The organism is Tenacibaculum insulae (assembly GCF_964512435.1).
GTDB classification, from domain to species: Bacteria; Bacteroidota; Bacteroidia; order Flavobacteriales; family Flavobacteriaceae; genus Polaribacter; species Polaribacter insulae_A.
Genome location: NZ_OZ208512.1, coordinates 1072883 through 1088448, shown reverse-complemented (window position 1 = coordinate 1088448; position 15566 = coordinate 1072883). Strand labels below are relative to the sequence as shown.

Annotated in this window: 16 protein-coding genes; all 16 read left to right on the top strand. The window is 31.1% G+C overall.

Annotated features, from left to right (window positions below; genetic code table 11):
• Positions 1–63: 63 nt before the first annotated feature.
• The 16 genes from ricT (at position 64) to ACN5J5_RS04950 (ending at position 15549) form a co-directional block, all read left to right on the top strand.
• Entirely contained in the window at positions 64–1563 is a 1500-nt protein-coding gene (gene ricT, locus ACN5J5_RS05025) for a regulatory iron-sulfur-containing complex subunit RicT (protein ID WP_418646214.1), read from the top strand.
• Positions 1550–2038, top strand: coding sequence for a gliding motility lipoprotein GldH (locus ACN5J5_RS05020; protein WP_418646213.1), 489 nt, complete (start codon positions 1550–1552; stop codon positions 2036–2038). Before ricT ends, ACN5J5_RS05020 begins: the two co-directional genes overlap by 14 nt.
• On the top strand, positions 2038–4335 hold the full coding sequence (locus ACN5J5_RS05015; protein ID WP_418646212.1) for a transglycosylase domain-containing protein: 2298 nt from the start codon (positions 2038–2040) through the stop codon (positions 4333–4335). Before ACN5J5_RS05020 ends, ACN5J5_RS05015 begins: the two co-directional genes overlap by 1 nt.
• Positions 4336–4375: 40 nt before the next feature.
• A complete protein-coding gene (locus tag ACN5J5_RS05010; RefSeq protein WP_418646211.1) occupies positions 4376–5077 on the top strand; it encodes a CoA transferase subunit A in 702 nt (233 codons plus the stop codon).
• A 4-nt stretch (positions 5078–5081) separates the two neighbouring features.
• Positions 5082–5738 carry a CoA transferase subunit B gene (locus ACN5J5_RS05005; RefSeq protein WP_418646210.1) on the top strand — a complete coding sequence of 219 codons (657 nt, stop codon included), beginning with the start codon at positions 5082–5084 and terminating at the stop codon, positions 5736–5738.
• 26 nt (positions 5739–5764) lie between these two features.
• Positions 5765–5995 (top strand): hypothetical protein, encoded by a 231-nt coding sequence (locus ACN5J5_RS05000; protein ID WP_418646209.1) that lies wholly within the window; start codon positions 5765–5767, stop codon positions 5993–5995.
• Positions 5995–6756 (top strand): exodeoxyribonuclease III, encoded by a 762-nt coding sequence (locus tag ACN5J5_RS04995; RefSeq protein WP_418646208.1) that lies wholly within the window; start codon positions 5995–5997, stop codon positions 6754–6756. The genes ACN5J5_RS05000 and ACN5J5_RS04995 overlap by 1 nt, the downstream gene beginning before the upstream one ends.
• A gap of 9 nt (positions 6757–6765) precedes the next feature.
• The gene (locus ACN5J5_RS04990) at positions 6766–8292 is read left to right on the top strand and encodes a LysM peptidoglycan-binding domain-containing protein (RefSeq protein WP_418646207.1); all 1527 of its coding nucleotides are present in this window, start codon (positions 6766–6768) and stop codon (positions 8290–8292) included.
• A 28-nt stretch (positions 8293–8320) separates the two neighbouring features.
• Positions 8321–9313 (top strand): DUF4837 family protein, encoded by a 993-nt coding sequence (locus ACN5J5_RS04985; protein WP_418646206.1) that lies wholly within the window; start codon positions 8321–8323, stop codon positions 9311–9313.
• Positions 9314–9402: 89 nt separating this feature from the next.
• Positions 9403–9900 (top strand): DUF1761 domain-containing protein, encoded by a 498-nt coding sequence (locus ACN5J5_RS04980; RefSeq protein WP_418646205.1) that lies wholly within the window; start codon positions 9403–9405, stop codon positions 9898–9900.
• A 115-nt stretch (positions 9901–10015) separates the two neighbouring features.
• Positions 10016–11482, top strand: a complete 1467-nt coding sequence (locus tag ACN5J5_RS04975) for a DUF5687 family protein (RefSeq protein ID WP_418646204.1) — start codon at positions 10016–10018, stop codon at positions 11480–11482.
• Positions 11483–11509: 27 nt separating this feature from the next.
• Entirely contained in the window at positions 11510–12205 is a 696-nt protein-coding gene (locus ACN5J5_RS04970) for an ABC transporter ATP-binding protein (RefSeq protein ID WP_418646203.1), read from the top strand.
• Between the two features lie 113 nt (positions 12206–12318).
• The gene (locus ACN5J5_RS04965; protein WP_418646202.1) at positions 12319–14547 is read left to right on the top strand and encodes a tetratricopeptide repeat protein; all 2229 of its coding nucleotides are present in this window, start codon (positions 12319–12321) and stop codon (positions 14545–14547) included.
• Positions 14548–14569: 22 nt separating this feature from the next.
• The gene (locus ACN5J5_RS04960) at positions 14570–14977 is read left to right on the top strand and encodes a bactofilin family protein (RefSeq protein WP_418646201.1); all 408 of its coding nucleotides are present in this window, start codon (positions 14570–14572) and stop codon (positions 14975–14977) included.
• A complete protein-coding gene (locus tag ACN5J5_RS04955) occupies positions 14946–15176 on the top strand; it encodes an AtpZ/AtpI family protein (protein WP_418646200.1) in 231 nt (76 codons plus the stop codon). The genes ACN5J5_RS04960 and ACN5J5_RS04955 overlap by 32 nt, the downstream gene beginning before the upstream one ends.
• On the top strand, positions 15169–15549 hold the full coding sequence (locus ACN5J5_RS04950) for a DUF6168 family protein (protein ID WP_418646199.1): 381 nt from the start codon (positions 15169–15171) through the stop codon (positions 15547–15549). Before ACN5J5_RS04955 ends, ACN5J5_RS04950 begins: the two co-directional genes overlap by 8 nt.
• Positions 15550–15566 lie beyond the last annotated feature (17 nt).

Genomic DNA, 15566 nt, shown 5'->3' with positions numbered 1-15566 from the left:
AAAGTGTTTTTTGATACTGGGAAAATTCAGATTTAAAAAATATTTTTAAAAATATACTATTTTATGAGTTGTAACAGTTGTTCAACTAGCAAAGACGGTGTGCCTAATGGTTGTAAAAGCAATGGAAATTGTGCAACAGGTACCTGCGGAAGTGGAAATAAATTGGCCGTTTTTGATTGGCTATCAAATATGACTTTGCCTACAGGTGAAGCTCCATTTAATATTTTTGAAGTTCGATTTAAAAACGGACGTAAACATTTTTATAAAAATACTGAAAAACTTACCGTTTCTATGGGCGATGTTGTGGCAGTTGAAGGATCTTCGGGTCATGATATTGGTATTGTTGCCTTGGCAGGAGAACTTGTAAAAGTTCAGATGAAGAAACGAAAAATTACTGCTGATAGCGAAGATGTAAAGAAAATTTACAGAAAAGCGACACAAAAAGACATTGATATTTGGCACACAGCCAGAGATAGAGAGCAAGAAACACAACGAAAAGGAAGAGAAATTATTAGCCGTTTAGGACTAAAAATGAAACTTTCGGATGTTGAATATCAAGGAGATGGAACCAAAGCTACTTTTTATTATACAGCTGATGAACGTGTAGATTTTCGTCAGTTAATTAGAGATTTAGCGGGTACTTTTTCTATTCGTGTAGAAATGCGTCAAGTTGGTATGCGTCAAGAAGCAGCTCGTTTAGGTGGTGTTGGTTCGTGTGGTAGAGAACTATGTTGCTCTACTTGGCTAACCGATTTTAGAAAAGTAAATACCGCAGCGGCACGTTATCAACAATTATCCTTAAATCCGCTAAAATTAGCAGGACAATGTGGTAAGTTAAAATGTTGTTTAAATTTTGAGTTAGATACTTATTTAGATGCTTTACAGAGTTTTCCGAAGCAAGATAAAATACTAAAGACCGAAAAAGGAGATGCCGTTTTTGTAAAGATGGATATCTTTAAGAAAATACTTTGGTATACCTATAAACATGAAAGTTTTAAGTGGTTTCAGTTATCGTTAGAGCAAGTACAAGAAATTATTGAGTTAAATAAAAATAATGAAGTTGCTTTACCGTTAGATGAATATGAATTGGAAATTGCAACTGAGCCAGTTGTTGATTTTGAAAACGTTGTTGGTCAAGATAGTTTAACTCGTTTTGATGCTCCAAAAAAATCTCGAAATAACAAGAGAAGAAAATCAAGAAAACCAGCAAATAAAAAAGAAGGAAATCAGCCTTCTGAAGCAAAACCAAAAAGGAAACCTCAAAGAAAACCAGTAAATAAAAAGGAGGGTAACCAAACACCAGCGGCAAAACCAAAAAGGAAGCCTCAAAGAAAACCGGCAAATAAAAAAGAAGACAGTCAGTCTGTTAATAAAAGTACGGTTGAAAATAAAAAGCCAAAACCAAGAAACAATCCTAGACCTAAAACAGCTAGAGATTCTAACGAAACAAAGGTGCAGGCTCAAAATAAAAAACCAAATAATCAAAAAAATAGAAATAATAATCATAGGAGAAAAACACCTAATTCAAATAAAAACAACGAAACAAAAAATGAAAATAAATAGTATTATTATACTTTTTTTAACTGTTTTTGTACTTACATCGTGCGACTCTAAAAGAGTTTATGATAAGTACATTACATTACCACAAAGTTCTTGGTATAAGAACAATGAGGTTACATTTACGTTTCCAATAAAAGACTCAATAAATAAGAAAAATCTTTTTATAAATTTGAGAAATAATAACGATTACAATTACAGTAATTTGTTTTTAATAACTCAAATAAATTTCCCTGATAAACAAGTAATTATTGATACTTTAGAGTATGATATGGCAGATGTAACAGGGAAGTTTTTAGGAAAAGGCTTTTCTAGTATAAAAGAAAGTAAGCTTTTTTATAAAGAAAATATAACATTTCCGAATATAGGGGAATATACCTTTAAAGTAAAACAAGCCATGAGAAAAAATGGAGAAATAACAGCTATTGAAGAGCTTAAAGGTATTTTAGAAGTAGGATTTAGAATTGAAAAAACACAGTAATGAAAGAGAAAAAAACAGCTAATTTTAGTAAATATATCAAATGGTTTTGGGGAATCATTTTAGGAGGTTTCCTTTTTATTTGTTTATTATTTTTATTCGCTTCTTGGGGCGTTTTTGGTGAATTGCCATCGTTTGAAGAGTTAGAAAACCCTAAAAGTGATTTAGCAACAGAGGTTATTTCAGCAGATGGAAAAACATTAGGTAAATATTATGTAAAAGCAAATCGTACACCAATTAAATATAAAGATTTGCCAGAAAATCTTGTAAAAGCATTAGTGGCTACTGAAGATGAACGTTTTTACGAACATGCAGGTATCGATTTTAGAGGTTTGGCAAGAGCGGTTTCTAAATTAGGAACCGAAGGAGGTGCTAGTACAATTACACAACAATTAGCCAAAAACTTGTTTAATAAAGGAGGATCTAGCAATAAAATTAAACGACTTGTTCAGAAATTAAAAGAATGGGTAGTTGCTATAAAGCTAGAGCGTCAGTACACTAAAGAAGAAATTATAACCATGTATTTAAACACACAAGGATTTCTTTTTAATGCAACCGGTATTCGATCAGCTTCAAGAATTTATTTTGGTAAAGAACCTAAAGAATTAGACATACAAGAGTCGGCTATTTTAGTAGCGATGTTAAAAAATCCGCGTCAGTTTAATCCGCATAGAGAAATATCAAAAAAGAAATCGTTAGTTAGAAGAAACGTTGTGTTTTCTCAAATGGCAAAAAATGAAATTATAACGGAAGAAGAAAAAGATTCGTTACAAAAATTGCCTTTAAAAATAAACTTTACACCCGAAAGTCATAGTGATGGATTGGCAACTTATTTTAGAGAAAATTTAAAACAGCGTTTAAAAAAATGGGCAAAAAATAATCCGAAGGAAAACGGTGAAACATACAATATTTATAAAGACGGATTAAAAGTTTATGTAACGATTGATTCTCGTATGCAACAATATGCAGAGGAGGCTGTACAAGAACATTTATCAAACCTGCAATCTTTTTTCTTCGAAGAACAAAAAAGAAATAGAAATGCTCCTTTTTATGAATTAGATAAAAAAGAAATTTTAGATAATATGAAACGCGCAAAACGAAGATCAAATCGTTATAAGCGTATGAAAGCAGCTGGGAAATCTGAAAAAGAAATAGAAGAATCTTTTAAAACAGATACCGATATGCGTGTTTTTTCTTGGAAAGGAGATAGAGATACGGTTATGACTCCGTACGATTCTATTCGTTATTACAAACACTTTTTACGTTCAGGTTTAGTATCTATCGAGCCACAAACGGGCCATATTAAAGCTTGGGTTGGTGGTATTAATAATAAGTATTTTAAATACGATGCAGTTGAACAGCAAAAACGTCAGGTAGGTTCAACATTTAAACCTTTTGTATATGCAACGGCAATTAATCAGTTAAAAATGTCGCCTTGTGATAAGCTACCAAATGTAAAATATACAATTCCGAAAGAGAAATATGGAATGCCAGAAGATTGGACACCTAAAAACTCGGGAGATAAATATGGAGGAGAGTTAACATTAAAAAAAGCTTTAGCAAATTCAGTAAATGTAATTTCTGCACAATTAATAGATATGGTTTCGCCTATTAACGTAGCGCGTTTAGCTGAATCGGCAGGAATAAAATCTAAAATTGAAGCAAATCCATCAATAGCTTTAGGTGCCGTAGAGTTATCATTAATTGAAATGGCAAGTGCTTATTCAACGTTTGCAAACAAAGGATTGCGTGTTAGCCCAATGATGATTACTCGTATTGAAGATAAAAACGGAACTGTTTTAGAAGAATTTGTTCCAGAAACTAAAGAGGTTTTAAGTGAAGAATCATCGTATGTTATTTTAGATTTAATGAAAGGAGTAACAACAGGAGGTTCTGGTATTCGTTTACGTTTATCACATAAATACCCAGATTATATTACTGGGCATCCATATAATTTTACAAACCCGATAGCAGGTAAAACAGGAACCACTCAAAACCAATCTGATGGTTGGTTTATGGGAATTGTACCAAACTTAGCTACTGGAGTTTGGACGGGTGGTGAAGATAGAGCTACACATTTTGCTGGAATTGGAAAAGGGCAAGGAGCAGCAATGTCGTTGCCAACATGGGCTTTGTTTATGCAAAAATGTTATGCTGATAAAACTTTAAATATTAGTAAAGAAGATTTTGAAAAACCTTCAGAAAAACTTTCAATTAATATTAATTGTAATAAAATAAAAACTGATGAAGAAGGTAATGAAATTAAAGAGGGAAGTTCGGTAGAAGATACTGACTTTTAAAAGTTACCACCTCTTTTTAATAACATAACAAACAACTACAATGATAAATAAAAAAGTAAATAATGTACAAGAAGCTGTTGCAGGTGTAAAAGATGCAATGACTTTTATGTTGGGTGGTTTCGGATTATGCGGAATACCAGAAAATGCTATAGCCGAATTAGTAAGGTTAAAAGTAAAAGATGTTACTTGTATTTCTAACAATGCAGGTGTTGATGATTTTGGTTTGGGGTTATTGCTTCAAAATAAGCAAATAAAAAAAATGATTTCTTCGTACGTAGGAGAAAATGATGAATTTGAGCGCCAAATGTTATCGGGTGAGTTGGAAGTAGAACTTACACCACAAGGAACTTTAGCTGAAAAATGTAGAGCTGCACAAGCAGGTTTTCCAGCGTTTTATACGCCTGCAGGTTACGGAACTGAAGTTGCTGAAGGGAAAGAAACACGCGAATTTGACGGTAAAATGTACGTGTTAGAGCCAGCTTTTAAAGCAGATTATGCCTTTGTAAAAGCTTGGAAAGGAGATACAGCAGGAAATTTAATTTTTAAAGGAACTGCGCGTAATTTTAATCCGAATATGTGTGGTGCAGCAACTATTACAGTTGCTGAAGTGGAAGAATTGGTGCCAGCAGGAACCTTAGATCCGAATCAAATACATATTCCAGGAATTTTTGTACAACGTATTTTTCAAGGAGAAAAATATGAAAAGAGAATTGAGCAAAGAACTGTAACTCCTAAAGCGTAACAAAATGGCATTAAGTAAACAACAAATAGCGCAACGAATAGCGAAAGAATTACAAGATAAATGGTACGTTAATTTAGGTATCGGAATTCCAACTTTAGTTGCTAATTATATTCCTGAAGGGATTGAGGTTGAGTTTCAATCAGAAAATGGATTGTTAGGTATGGGACCTTTTCCTGTTGAAGGAACTGAAGATGCCGATTTAATAAATGCAGGTAAACAAACCGTTACTGTTTTAGATGGTGGATCTATTTTCGATTCAGCAACAAGCTTTTCTATGATTCGTGGTAAACACGTTCAGTTAACTGTTTTAGGGGCGATGGAAGTTGCTCAGAACAGTGATATCGCTAACTGGAAAATTCCAGGAAAAATGGTAAAAGGAATGGGTGGTGCGATGGATTTAGTGGCATCAGCAGATAATATTATTGTTGCCATGATGCATACTAACAAACGTGGCGAATCTAAAATATTAAAAGAATGCTCTTTGCCTTTAACAGGTGTTGGTTGCGTAACTAAAGTAGTTACCAATTTAGCGGTGTTAGAAGTTAAAGAAGGTGCATTTCATTTATTAGAAAGAGCTCCGGGAGTATCTGTTGAAGAAATTAAAGAAGCTACAGCAGGAACTTTAATTGTAAATGGAGAGATTCCTGAAATGAGTATTTAATTTTTCTGATGAAATTTTTAGATTAAATGATACAATTGATAAAGAAAATTCACAGAATTATTTATCCTCTTTTAGCAATCTTTTTTTTGCTGATTTTAGATAAAGTATTTCATGTAGAGCCAGATTGGGTTCGAATAGCGTTAGCAATTGCTTTAGGATATTTTTTATCACCAAGAAAAAAAATAATTCAAACGCAAACAGGAGAAAAAACACAACTAACGTGGATTTTTCTTAAAAAACCAATATTTTTAGATTAATGAAAATAATCTCATACAATGTAAATGGTATTCGTGCCGCATTAAAAAAAGGATTTATTGATTGGTTACAGGCTGCAAATCCGGATGTGATTTGTATTCAAGAAACCAAAGCACATAAAGAACAGTTAGATGTAACGGAGTTTGAAAACGCTGGTTATCCATATCATTATTGGTTTTCGGCACAAAAAAAAGGCTACTCATCAGTAGCTGTTTTTTGTAAAGAAAAACCAAACCATATTGAATACGGAACGGGAATTGAGTCGATGGATTTTGAAGGAAGAAATCTTCGAGTAGATTTTGATGAGGTTTCAGTAATGAGTATGTATTTACCTTCAGGAACTAATGCTGCTAGATTAGATTATAAGTTTAATTATATGGATGAAATTTTAGCGTATGCAACCGAATTACGTAAAACGATTCCGAATTTAGTTATCTGTGGCGATTATAATATTTGTCATGAAGCTATTGATATTCACAATCCGAAAATGAAAGGAGTATCAGGCTTTTTACCAGAAGAACGCGAGTGGCTAACTCAGTTTATTGAAAGCGGATTTACAGATAGTTTCCGTCATTTAAATCCAGAAAGGCAAGAATATTCTTGGTGGAGTTATCGGGCAAATTCTAGAGCAAATAATAAAGGTTGGCGTTTAGATTATGCGATGGTTTCTGAGCCGCTAAAAGAAAAAATTTCAAGAGCTTATATTTTACCAGAAGCAAAACATTCAGACCATTGTCCGATTGTAGTTGAACTAAATGTATAAAACCACATAATGAGAAACGTATTAATAGCATTTTTTTTTACAGCATCAATTTTTGCACAACAACCTGTTGATAGTATTTTAAAACAAAAAACAGTTGTAGAAACTGTTATTGATTCGACTTTGGTTGCCAAAGATTCTATCAAAATAAAACAGGCAGAAGAATTATTTTCTGACAAAGATTTAAAAATTATTGATAGCTTACTGATAGAAGAAAAGTTTAACTCATCATTATTTGATAGCATTCAGTATGTAATTAGCGATAAAGATATTATTGGTAATACAACTACGATACTTTCTACCGATTTATTAAAAAAACGTTTAAGCGATTTAGATGTAAAAACGCCTTTTCATTTAGCATACAATCCGGCATTAGAAAAAGTAATTAATAGTTATTTAAAATATCGAAAAAAATATTATCCAGCTTTAATGGCTAAGGCGCAGTATTATTTTCCGATGTTTGAGCAGTATTTAGATCAGTTTGATGTTCCGTTAGAAATGAAATATCTGGCTATTGTCGAATCTGCTTTACGCCCTGCAGCTCGCTCTAGAGTTGGTGCAACAGGTTTGTGGCAATTTATGTATGGTACAGGCGTGCAATTTAACTTAAAAGTAAATTCGTATGTTGATGAGCGTCAAGATCCAGTAAAAGCAACCATTGCAGCTTGTAAATATTTAAGTCAGTTATATAAAATTTTTGGTGATTGGGATTTGGCACTTGCAGCTTACAATTCAGGACCAGGAAATGTATCAAAAGCGATAAAACGATCAGGAGGTTATCGTAATTATTGGAATATTCGTCCGTTTTTACCAAGAGAAACGGCAGGTTATGTTCCTGCTTTTTACGCAACGATGTATATTTTTGAATATGCAGAGAAACATCATATTTACCCCGAGCCACCTAATATTTTTCATTTCGAAACCGATACTGTTCGCGTAAAAAGAACGGTTAGTTTTGATCAGATTTCAGAAAAAACAAAGATAGATACAGAATTGTTATCTTTTTTAAATCCGTCGTACAAGTTAGATATTATTCCGTATGTAAAAAGCAAAAACTACGCAGTTCGATTACCTCGAAAAAACATGATTGATTTTTTGGATAAAGAGAAAGAAATTTATGCGTTAGCAACCGAGGATGATGGTAAAAGAGAAAAACCATTGCCAAAGTATTTTGAAATGGATAAACGTATTCGTTATAAAGTGCGTAGTGGCGATTATTTAGGTAAAATTGCAAATAAATTTGGCGTAAGAGTTCGCGATATAAAACGTTGGAATGGTTTAAGAAATCATCGTTTAAAAATTGGGCAACGTTTAAGTATTTATCCTAAAAAAATGGCTGTTCCAAAGCAAGTTTCTAAAAAGAAATATAAAGTTCCAACTGGTAAGCACGAAGTGTATATTGTGCAAAATGGCGACTCACTATGGAGTATCTCAAAAAAATATCCATCAGTTTCTATTGAGCAAATTAAAAAGTGGAACAATATTTGGAGTGCTAAAAGCTTAAAACCAGGAATGAAGCTTAAAATTTTTAAAAGCTAAAAAAATCAATAATTAAAAACTACAAACTATGAAAAAATTAATAACCTTATTTATTTTGGTGTTTTTTGCAATATCTTGTAATACAGGAGGCGGAAAAGAAGGATATACTTTACCGTCATCTAACGGGAATACCAATAAAATATTAGTGGTTGTAAAAGGATTAGATTGGGAAAACAAGCTAGGTGATAAAATACGAACAGTATTTGGTGAACATCAAGTAGGGTTGCCACAGCCAGAAACGTTATTATCTGTAAGTCAAGTAGATCCATCGGGTTTTAGTAGTTTTATGAGGCATGCAAAAGCTGTTTTAATCATAAAAGAAGGAGAAAAAGAAGCTATTACTGTTGAAAAAAACAGGTATGCTTCTCCTCAAATAATTGTACATGCTACCGCTAAAAATAAAGAAGGTTTGTTAACTCTTTTAGATGCTAGAGCTAAAGAAATTATTAAATTGTTTAAAGATGAAGATGTTAAGTTTACACAACGAATCTTTAAAAAAGAACGTATAGACGAAACAAAATTTAAAACAATAAAAAACATAGGTTTAACTTTAGATATACCTAAAAGATTTAGATTGGTAGAAGATACAGGAGATTTTATTTGGTTTCGCCAACATTTAAAAAGTGGTATTGCAAGAGGAGACGGAACCAATAATATTTTAATTTACAGTGTACCTTTAGAAGACGAAAATACTGTTGCTGATAATATTACTTTGGTAAGAGATGCAATTGGTAAAAAATACATACCTGGAAGTAAAGAAGGTATGTATATGATAACCGAACAAGCATATACACCTTTTACTTTTGATGCAAAAATTGATGGAAAAAAGGCTTACGAAACTCGTGGTAAATGGGAAGTACTTAACGATTTTATGGCAGGACCATTTATAAATTATACTATCGTTGATAAGAAAAATAATCGTTTGGTAATTTTTGAAGGGTTTACCTATGCGCCATCTGTAAATAAACGCGATTTTATTTTTGAATTAGAAGCTATCGCAAAATCAATGAAAATAAAATAACCAACAAAATAAGTATTTTGTAAAAAGCATCAAGACCTTTCTTGATGCTTTTTTTGTTATATTTGGCTATAAAACAAAACTTTATATTTATGAAATTTAATTTTTTAATGTGTGCATTGGCAGCAGTAGTACCAATGATAATAGGATTTGTTTGGTACGGACCACTTTTTGGAAAAGCTTGGATGAAAGAAATGGGCTTTACTGAAGAGAGTTTAAAAGGCGGTAACATGGCTTTAATTTTCGGGTTATCGTATGTGTGTAGTTTTTTAATAGCTTTTGTATTACAAACGTTAGTTATTCATCAATGGGGAGCTTTTTCTAGTTTAATGGGCGAACCTGGTTTTGCTGAAGGATCTGGAGAAGCATATACTTATTTTGAAAACTTTATATCTAGTTATGGAGATCGTTTTAGAACCTTTAAACACGGGGCTTTACATGGCGCAATGATAGGATTGCTTTTAGTAGGGTCGGTAATTACAACAAAATCATTATTTGAAAGAAAGTCTTTTAAGTACATTGCAATTAATACAGGATACTGGGTAGTAAGTTTAGCTATTATGGGAGGAATATTATGTCAATGGGCATAATTATTTTAGATAAAAAATAAATCAAAAGCATCAATTTTTAAAGATTGATGCTTTTTTAGTGTAACAAATAGTAAAAAAACGATACCAATAAAGTATCAATAAATAAATAATCAAAATGATTGCACACTTTTTAAAATTAGAATGGAAACAATATTTTCGTTCTTCGTACTGGCAAAAAGGAATTGCTTTAAAAATTATAATGGGCTTTTTTGTCTTGTATATGATTGCTGCTTTTTTAAGCATCGGAGTTGGTGGATACTTTATATTAAAAAAAATGTTTCCAGAACAAGATCCGTTACAAATTGTAAATTCAGTTTTAGTTTTTGCTATTCTTGGCGATTTAATTTTTCGTTATTTAATGCAAAAGTTACCCGTAATGAATATAAAACCATTGCTAATTTTACCTATTAAAAAAGAAAAATTAGTACACTATGTTTTAGGTAAATCAGCATTTTCAGGTTTTAATTTTTTGTCACTGTTTTTTTACATTCCGTTTGCAGTAGTTTTAATAGGGCACGATTATAATGTAGGCGCAACTTTAGGTTGGTTAATAGCAATGTTTTTTATAATACAAGCTACCAATTTTTTAAATTTTTTAATCAACAAAAACAATAAAGTGTTTGCGTTTATAGCCACTTTATTAGTAGGTTTATTAGCATTGCAAAACTTTACAGATTTTGATGTATCTGTTTATAGTCAACAAATATTTGATGCCATTGTAGCAAATTCAATCTTAGTTTTAGTTCCTATAATTATTGCATTGGTATTGTATTACGTAAACTTTAAATTGCTAAGAGCAAGGGTTTATTTAGATGATTTAGTTGCTGTAAAAGTTGAAGAAGCAAATACAGCAGATTTATCTTGGACAGAGAAATTAGGTGATGTAGCACCATTTATAAAAAATGATATTCGATTAATTTGGCGAAATAAAAGAACAAAAACAGTTTTTTTAATGTCGTTCTTATTTCTTTTCTACGGATTGATTTTCTTTACGCAACCAACTTATCAAAAAATGCCAGCAATGTTAATGTTTGCCGCTTTGTTTGTTACAGGAGGTTTTACCTTAAATTACGGTCAGTTTATTCCTGCTTGGGATAGCGCGCATTACAAAATGCTAATGAGTCAGAGTTTTAGATACCGAAAATTCTTAGATTCTAAATGGTTTTTAATGGTTGCAATGACAACAATTTTATATTTTTTAAGCATCCCATATTTATACTTCGGAACAAAAATATTTTTAATGATAACCTGCGGAGCTATTTTTAATATCGGTTTTAATTCATTGTTTTTATTATACGCAGGTTCATTTAACAGAAAACGTATCGATTTAACCAAAGGAGGTTTTGGTAACACACAGGGTACAAGTGCAACACAGTTTTTAATTATTATTCCGTTAATGTTATTTCCAATGGCAATATTTTGGTTATTCAACTATTTTGTTGGCTATAATTCAGGATTTATGGTGGTTGCTTTAGTCGGAGTTTTAGGATTGGCTTTTAAAAACTATTTTATGAATTTGATAGAAAAAAAGTACATCAAAGACAAATATGCTATGATTAATGCTTTTGGTAAAGAAGCATAAATAACACAAACTTTAAAGAAAAAAATAATGATTACAATAAATACAGTTTCAAAAAAATACGGACAAGCAGAGGTTTTAAATGTTGATAAAATAGATATTCCTCGCGGACAAAGTTTTGGATTAGTAGGAAATAACGGTGCAGGAAAAACAACATTATTTAATATTTTATTAGACTTAATAAGACCCACAACCGGAGAAATTACCAATAACGATGTTGTTGTAAATAAAAGTGAAGATTGGAAAATTTTTACAGGTTCTTTTATTGATGAATCTTTTTTAATAGGTTATTTAACACCTGAAGAATATTTTGATTTTATTGGAGACTTACGAGGAATGAACAAAGCCGACATAGCTTCGTTTTTGGCACCTTTTGATGAGTTTTTTAACGGAGAGATTTTAGGAAAAAAGAAATATTTAAGAGATTTAAGTAAAGGAAATCAGAAAAAAGCAGGAATCGTAGCTGCTTTAATGGGAAATCCACAAGTAATAATTTTAGACGAACCGTTTGCTAATTTAGATCCGACGACTCAAATTAGACTTAAAAAAATATTAAAAACATTAACCGAAAACAAAGAAGTAACCGTGTTGGTTTCTAGTCACGATTTAAGTCACGTAACCGAAGTTTGCGAGCGTATTGTAGTGTTAGATAAAGGGAGTGTTGTAAAAGACATTAATACATCGCCAGAAACATTACAAGAATTAGAAAACTATTTTTCGGTATAAAAACTTTAAAATTACACAGGTAATTAAAAATTGCCTTTTTATTATTATTTTTACGCTTTTACGTACAATAAACTTACTAATATTATTGTTGTACAGTAAAAGCGTATAATTTTATGAATAAACTATCCAAATTATTAGTTTTCAATCTCTTTTTAGTTATCATGTACTCTTGTGGTACAAAAAAAGATGCTTTTGTAAATCGAAATTTTCATGCACTTACTACAAAATACAACGTGCTTTTTAACGGAGAACAAGCGTATTTAAAAGGATTAGCAGAGATAGAAAGTAAACATGAAGATAATTTTTGGAAACGTTTACAATTAGAACCTATTAGTTTTGATGACAGTAAAATTGCAACTCCGGTTTTGCAACCTGGTTCTGGGTTTAACGAAAACGAAGAAGAGGAAGAAAAAAACGCCACATTATTTGATAAAGCTGAAGAAAAAGCGGTAAAAGCAATTCAAAAGCATTCGATGAATATAAATGGGTATGAAAAAAATCCTCAAATTGATGATGCATATTTATTATTAGGAAAATCAAGATATTATACACAGCGTTTTATTCCGGCTATCGAATCTTTTAATTACATTATTGCAAATTACCCGAATGCCAATTTAATCAATGAAACAAAAATTTGGAGAGCGAAAACAAATATTCGTTTAGATAATGAAAAATTAGCGATTGAATCTTTAAAATTCTTATTAGAAGTAGAAGAAAACGAAAAAGAACTTCCTGATGAAATTAGAGAGCAAGCGCATACTGCGATGGCAATGGCGTATCAAAAAACAGATACAATTCAGAAAGTAATAGCACATTTAACTGCTGCATCAAAAATATTTAAAAATAAAGAACAAGCAGCTCGTAATATGTTTGTTTTAGGACAAATTTATAGCGAGTTAAATTATAAAGATTCTGCCAGAATTGTATTTAATAAATTGGCTGAAACCAAAAAAGCACCTTACAAATACCGTATTCGTGCTAGTATTGAAATGGCAAAAAATACCGAACACGATTCGGCATCAATTGTGGTTTTAGCAAAGTTGAAAAAACTGATTAGAAATTCTGACAATCGTAAATTTTTAAACGCATTATATTATCAAGCAGGAGTTTTAGAGGTTGGACGAAATAAAATAGACAATGCTACTGAGTACTTTAAAAAATCGATAGCAGCAAAACACAACAACAATTATCAAAAAACATATGCCTACGAAAGTTTAGGTAATATTGCTTTTGATAAAGAAAAATACCTTTTAGCAGGTTCTTATTACGATAGTGTTTTACAAGTAACATCAAAAGAATTTGATCAAGAAAAAAGAATCAGACGTGTACGAAGAAAAAACAAAGGATTAACAACCTTAAGAAAGTACGAAGAGGTTGTTAAAAATAATGATAGCGTTTTAAAACTAGTAGCTATGTCTATTGATGAAAGAACGTTGTTTTTTGAAAATTATATTGAAAAAATTAAAAAAGAAGACGAAGAAAAACAGCAACAATTATTAAATGCTCAAAATTTTGGAAGTTCTTTTGGTGGTTTAGCATCAGTAAATAACACAAGTAATAAAGGAAAATGGTATTTTTATAATACACAGGCTTTAGGTTTTGGAAAAGCAGGTTTTCAGAAAGTTTGGGGTACTCGTCCGTTAGAAGATAATTGGAGGTTGTCAGATAAATCGGCAAGTACAACGAATACTGCAAGCAATAATTTAACTGAGCCAACAGTTAATAAACGTTACGAATTGGCTACTTATTTAGATGAAATCCCTACCGATAAAAAAGTAATTACAAGTTTAACTAAAGAGCGTAATGATGCTTTGTATCAATTAGGCTTAATTTATAAAGAGCAATTTAAAAACACGAATCGAGCAACAAAAAATTTAGAGCGTTTACTAAACGAGGATAAAAACACAGCGTTAGAGTTATCAATCAGTTATCATTTATATCAAATATATAAGTCGATTGATAATCAAGAAAAAGCAAATTTTTATAAAGAGATAATTTTAAATAAATATTCTGAAACCTCATTTGCGCAAATAATAGCCAATCCGAATAAAAAATTAACATCCACTAAAAAAGAAGATGTTGTTTTAAATAAATATAAAGAAATTTATTACCTGTATAAACAAAATAAGTTTAAAGAGGCTGTAAATGAGGTTGATGAGTTTTTAAAAGATATTACTAATTCGAAATTAATACCTAAATTTGCACTCCTTAAAGCCTTGTCAATAGGTAAGTTTAAAAATAAAGATGATTACAAAGAAGCTTTAAAATTTGTAGCTATTAGTTATGCCGATAAAGAAGAGGGTGTAAAAGCACAAGAAATTTTAGAGCAGTTAAAAAAATAAAAAATCCCAAATTCCCTTAAGTATGTTTAGTAAAGAAAGTAAAAAAACAAGCGACAATAAAGTTTCGGAAAGAAATATTATAGGAAGAAATACCCAAATTATGGGTGATATTATCTCGGAAGGAGATTTTAGAATTGACGGAACTTTAGAAGGAACTATTAAAACAAACGGAAGAGTTATTATTGGCGAATCTGGTTTTATAAAAGGTAAAGTAGAGTGTGAAAATGCCGATGTAGAAGGTAAATTTTCTGGAGAATTAATTGTTTCAAACACTTTAACTGTAAAAACATCAGCAAATATTAACGGAGATGTTATTATTGGTAAACTTTCGGTAGAGCCAGGAGCATCATTTAATGCAACATGTGCCATGAAAGGTGCTGTAAAAGAATTAAATAAAGATGACCAAAAACGAAAAGAAAAAACCGCTTAATAAATACATTCGGTTTACAACAATGGCTTTTCAAATGGGTTTAACCATTTATTTAGGTAATTTACTAGGTAAATGGTTAGATTCTAAATATGTTACCGAAGGAGAAATATACTCTAAAATATGTACGCTAGTTGCAGTTTTTTTAGCAATGTTTTCGGTAATAGTACAAGTTACAAAAATTTCAAAAAATAATGACTAAACGAATTTTGTTTTTTCTTGCCGCTATTTTTGTAGTATTTGCGGTAAGCTACTTTCCACACAATTACATTTTACAATCCAAAAATATAACACTTTCATATTCGTTATTTTCGGTGTACGTATTTCACTTAATATCAGCTATAATTGTTTATGGTATTGTTGAGTTGGTAGCGAGTAAATTAGTAAATCAAGCAGGTTACGCATATTTAGCCTCTGTATTTTTAAAAATAGGTTTTTTTGTGCTAATTTTTAAAGCTTCGGTTTTTGCAAATGAAGAACTTACTAAGCCAGAGAGGTTTTCATTAGTAATTCCGTTATTTTTATTTTTGATTTCAGAAGCTATTGCGGTTTCAAAACTGTTGAATAGCAAATAGTTTACTTAAAAAAAAAT

Bases quoted from the DNA above. Each gene is read 5' to 3' on its own strand.
- ACN5J5_RS05015 (WP_418646212.1), top strand. From the start codon at position 2,038: ATGAAAGAGAAAAAAACAGCTAATTTTAGTAAATATATCAAATGGTTT.
- ACN5J5_RS05020 (WP_418646213.1), top strand. From the start codon at position 1,550: ATGAAAATAAATAGTATTATTATACTTTTTTTAACTGTTTTTGTACTT.
- ACN5J5_RS05000 (WP_418646209.1), top strand. From the start codon at position 5,765: ATGATACAATTGATAAAGAAAATTCACAGAATTATTTATCCTCTTTTA.
- ACN5J5_RS04955 (WP_418646200.1), top strand. From the start codon at position 14,946: ATGACCAAAAACGAAAAGAAAAAACCGCTTAATAAATACATTCGGTTT.
- ACN5J5_RS04965 (WP_418646202.1), top strand. From the start codon at position 12,319: ATGAATAAACTATCCAAATTATTAGTTTTCAATCTCTTTTTAGTTATC.
- ACN5J5_RS04960 (WP_418646201.1), top strand. From the start codon at position 14,570: ATGTTTAGTAAAGAAAGTAAAAAAACAAGCGACAATAAAGTTTCGGAA.
- ACN5J5_RS05005 (WP_418646210.1), top strand. From the start codon at position 5,082: ATGGCATTAAGTAAACAACAAATAGCGCAACGAATAGCGAAAGAATTA.
- ricT (WP_418646214.1), top strand. From the start codon at position 64: ATGAGTTGTAACAGTTGTTCAACTAGCAAAGACGGTGTGCCTAATGGT.
- ACN5J5_RS04985 (WP_418646206.1), top strand. From the start codon at position 8,321: ATGAAAAAATTAATAACCTTATTTATTTTGGTGTTTTTTGCAATATCT.
- ACN5J5_RS04975 (WP_418646204.1), top strand. From the start codon at position 10,016: ATGATTGCACACTTTTTAAAATTAGAATGGAAACAATATTTTCGTTCT.
- ACN5J5_RS04980 (WP_418646205.1), top strand. From the start codon at position 9,403: ATGAAATTTAATTTTTTAATGTGTGCATTGGCAGCAGTAGTACCAATG.
- ACN5J5_RS04950 (WP_418646199.1), top strand. From the start codon at position 15,169: ATGACTAAACGAATTTTGTTTTTTCTTGCCGCTATTTTTGTAGTATTT.
- ACN5J5_RS04995 (WP_418646208.1), top strand. From the start codon at position 5,995: ATGAAAATAATCTCATACAATGTAAATGGTATTCGTGCCGCATTAAAA.
- ACN5J5_RS04970 (WP_418646203.1), top strand. From the start codon at position 11,510: ATGATTACAATAAATACAGTTTCAAAAAAATACGGACAAGCAGAGGTT.
- ACN5J5_RS05010 (WP_418646211.1), top strand. From the start codon at position 4,376: ATGATAAATAAAAAAGTAAATAATGTACAAGAAGCTGTTGCAGGTGTA.
- ACN5J5_RS04990 (WP_418646207.1), top strand. From the start codon at position 6,766: ATGAGAAACGTATTAATAGCATTTTTTTTTACAGCATCAATTTTTGCA.